4 protein-coding genes are annotated in these 4,166 nt (G+C 37.7%); all 4 read right to left on the bottom strand.

Annotation, left to right across the window (positions count from 1 at the left end; all coding sequences use genetic code 11):
• Positions 1-140: 140 nt before the first annotated feature.
• Positions 141-1,679: an ATP-dependent nuclease gene (locus tag AC1DVJ_RS30170; RefSeq protein ID WP_477596477.1), complete on the bottom strand. Its 1,539-nt coding sequence runs from the start codon at positions 1,677-1,679 to the stop codon at positions 141-143.
• Between the two features lie 48 nt (positions 1,680-1,727).
• A complete protein-coding gene (locus AC1DVJ_RS30165) occupies positions 1,728-2,063 on the bottom strand; it encodes a hypothetical protein (protein ID WP_477596475.1) in 336 nt (111 codons plus the stop codon).
• A 119-nt stretch (positions 2,064-2,182) separates the two neighbouring features.
• On the bottom strand, positions 2,183-2,518 hold the full coding sequence (locus AC1DVJ_RS30160) for a GNAT family N-acetyltransferase (protein WP_477596473.1): 336 nt from the start codon (positions 2,516-2,518) through the stop codon (positions 2,183-2,185).
• An 873-nt stretch (positions 2,519-3,391) separates the two neighbouring features.
• Positions 3,392-4,166 (bottom strand): C40 family peptidase (locus tag AC1DVJ_RS30155; protein WP_477596471.1); only part of this gene is annotated, 775 nt, incomplete at its 5' end.

Genomic DNA, 4,166 nt, shown 5'->3' with positions numbered 1-4,166 from the left:
ATATGGCAAGAAAGGGATACAGTTTTATATCACAAGAATAACCCAAATAATTAAAGCCGCTGTTTATGCGACTTTTAATGAGATCAAGTTGTTATCACCGTTACTTACTTCCGTTGGAAGCTCGTACACTAACATTAGTCTTAGCTGATTATTTTTGTAGATGAACGGGCAATGTTACATATTTTAATAACTTCGTTAACAAATATCTGTAGATCAGTATCTTTAAAATCCTCAAGAGTCATATATTTGACAATCTCCGCGCTTTTGGCTTTGATTGATATCTTAGTTGTTTTTCCATTTTTAATAAATCCTAATTGTTCATCCAATTTTACTTCTGGAGAGATTTCTTTTAAATGTTTCGGGAAATCTTCCTTTAATGCCAGTTTAATTGCATCAATTGAAAAATAATTCTCAATTGCATACCTTTTAAGGCGAATACATTTTATTCCTTTATCCTTGCAATTTCTCATAAATCGAGTTCGAATAGGACTGCTTTTGGGGTCTGAGTCTATAATGGCTAAAACATTATTTCGTTCGGCGAAAACGTCTAAGTTAAGTTGTGCCATTATATCTCCACCTAGTGGCCAAAACTTTATGTTAAATTTTTCAAGAACATTATTTAGTTGCAGAATTCTCATTAACACTGGTATGTCGGTGGGTCCTTCTGTCAGAACTATAACATCTGACACGATATTATCAGTCACTGAATATCCTAAGTTTTGCAATATTTCAGATTTGTGAGTTTCGTCTGAAATAATAACTTGATCTGTAATATGAGAAAAAAAGATTCTGTCAGCAATAAAGGGGTTTAAAAATAAGCTCGAATGAGTCGACATTAAAAACTGCTTATTTCTGATTTTCTTAATAAATGTCAAAAGATTCTTCTGCAACTCTGGGTGTAAATGACTTTCGGGTTCTTCAATTAATATAAAGTTAAACTCACTGTCTATGGCATGGCAAATGATCACCAAAACATCCGAAAGTCCCATCCCACAAGAATCAGCTCTTGCCCAGTCGGACTTTGGGTTTTTAAATGAAATTTCAATTTGATTTGTTCCTGTGGTGACTATTCTATACGTATGATTGGTTATTTCTTCAAAACTACTTAGAATCTTTTTGTATATGATGTACTCTGGTGATGATATGTCTTGATTTTTAAGATGAAACAATCTATTGGTTAATCCAGTGCCATCCGGTTGCACTTGTTCATCTGTTTGGACAGTGGTTAAACTCTGCACTAATCTTTTAGCCGGCACCAATAGTGGTTTAAAGTTTTTTTTCGATTTGTCAAAGAGTTTTTCGAAGACTTTATTATTAGAAATTCTTGCTGCGTCACTATTKGAATCATTTAATTGACTGTGAAATTCAGGTATTTTGTCTTCATAAAGGACATAGTTATTACTTGCATTTTCATCTATAAAGTTATTAAAACCAGGGATTGTATAATATGGTGCCGGTGAAGTGTAACCCTCAGCAACTTCTTTAAATATTTTTTTTGCCCATTCTGAATCATCAGCTATTGTACGACCAATAGAGAAACAACTTTCATTCATAAAGGCTTCCAAAATCGAAGTTTTACCACTATTATTTTTGCCACAAATAACATTTAATTGTGCTAAATTTGAAAGAGTCGCTTCCTTAATGGCTTTATGGTTTTTTAGTCTCATAAATCTATACATAACATAACCTCTTTCTTTGAACCTGATAAAATAGCTAGAGTCATTAATTTAGTCGGAGATTCTTTCCTCATGTCCCCAAAATTCTAAAAGCCGTTTATTTTCTTTAATATCATCTTCTGATAAACGTCCCAATTTCAACTTGGCAAGTAAAACGATCTCTTTATGATCAATGTAGGTGAAGTCCTTATATATCTCCTGATTCCTTTTATGGAATAGATGAATTAGCTCTGTAAGTTCGAAATACGGCAAAGAACCTAATTTCCATTCCTTAAAAGAATGATACAAGGGTTCCAAAGCTTCTTCAGTTACCAATTTATGATATTCATCAATAATTTCACGCTCTTGCTGCCGTTTTTGTTGTTTCGGAGTTAAATTGCTATCCAAGTTTCTTTCCCCCTCTTTAGTTCTTAGCCAGTTAATGTTCATTAATAAAGCGGCACTAAACTGCGATAGAAGTACTTGCCGGCTTAAGCAAGCTCCCAACTATATGTTCACTATTAGCTTCACGCCAACTGAAGTAAATGAGTGTCATTTTCAGAATCATATTTTACCGAAAACCCAATTGAGCGATAAAACAAATCAGCAACAGGACTATCAGTCTTTAATACAAGTATTTGATAGTAATTTCTAGCTTCTGCAATAACTGAATCCATTAGCATCCGCCATATCCCAAATCGGCGTACACTTGGTGAGACATAGAGTCGACGAACACGACCAATTTCTATGTTTTCTAAATGTGGGGCTTGATTCAGTCCGCAAACTCCTACAATATCGCTGTTTTTAATAGCTAAAAAGAGTGCTTCCCCCATCCAAATCGAATTTATTTGTTCCAGCTTCATAATCGGTTACCAATCGTTTGAGGTGACGAAATCCTACACTCGTACTCTCATCAACCAACAGATTAAGCTTATKGGTGGTATTAGATGTTGCACTTTTGTAATTATAAATTCATTCACTTAAACCTTCACCCCCGAGAAGTCATTTCTAATGTTCCAATCTTAATTCAACACTGTTTGGAAGTATCTGTGTCCGTTAGTTGAGCGGCCGATTCGGTCATCTTCTCCTGCTAGTCTGGACGCAACAAAATTAAGACTTATGATGCTGTCGCAATACACCCGTCGGGAATGAGATCAAGTTCTTGTCAAAATCGGGAATGGGATCAAGTTCTTGTCATTGGCTCGTGACAAGAACTTGATCCCATAAAATAAAAAAACCTCGATCTACGCGGCAATTAATGAGATAAAGTTCTTGTCACCCGACAGTTGTTGTCGGATGACAAGAACTTTATTGATCTTCCTCCCTTAAAAAGATTCCTCTTATCGTTAATCCCGCTAAACTCCCTTTAGCTTAATGGCCAAATGAATAATCCATTACAAATCCAACCTTTAGTATCACCACGATTATGCGCATATGTTTGTGTCGCGAGGTCACGACACAAACATAGGTGCTTTGATATAAAAAATCCCCGATTGACGGGGATCTAAAAGCACTCATGTTTGTGTCGCCGGACAATAACCCCCAGCCCACATGATTAATCTCATGTAACATCTACACTAAAAAACACCAAATCGCCCGGTTGCAAACCGGCTTTCGGTACATACGTTCCTAAAAGTCGTCTGGGTATTGAAAAATCATGGCTTTTTCACTTCAAGCGCTGGACAAATAAAAATAACCCCCACGGTTTTTCCGTGGGATTATTTTTATTTGTGAAATTAGTTAACAACGCGGCGGGCGGTGATATAGTGACTTGTCCAATGTGTGCTGTTTAAGTTGGAAATCACGACCCCTTTGTTTGGCAGATTGTTTATAAACTGYCCRTTGCCGATATAGATGCCCACATGATTAATCTCATTAGGTACATCTACACTAAAAAACACCAAATCGCCCGGTTGCAAACCGGCTTTCGGTACATACGTTCCTAAATTCCCCTGCAATTTGGAACTCCACGGGATCGATATGCCATTGAGCTTAAAGACATATTGAGTAAACGAAGAACAGTCAAGTATTAGATTGGGAATATCCCGTACGCCGAACTGGTAAGTGACTTTTCCTTGGAACGACAACGCAGTGTCCACGATTTTTTCCCCAATTGTCCGCTTGTCAATATTGTTCACGGTATACGAACCAACCGTCGAAACGTTCCCTGCCGCATCCGTGCCTCGGGCTTCCACTGTGCTGTTAGCCGATATGACAACCGATTGACTGTATGCTGACCAGGCTCCGTCATTTACTCGGTATTCATTGACCGCGGAATCCGCCKGATATGTGATTGTAATGGTTACATTTTGATTTGTTACAGCCGTCTGATTAGCTTTTAAGGTCGGAGCYGCAGGTGCGATTTTRTCRATATTGTTCACGGTATACGAACCAACSGTCGAAACGTTCCCTGCCRCATCCGTGCCCCGGGCTTCCACTGTGCTGTTAGCCGATATGACAACCGATTGACTGTATGCTGACCAGGCTCCGTCATTTACTCGGTATTCATTG

The sequence above is a fragment of the Paenibacillus sp. P4_A9 genome, assembly GCF_056402415.1.
Note: the sequence above shows the minus strand (reverse complement) of the source record. Positions and strands in the feature narration are given on the sequence as shown.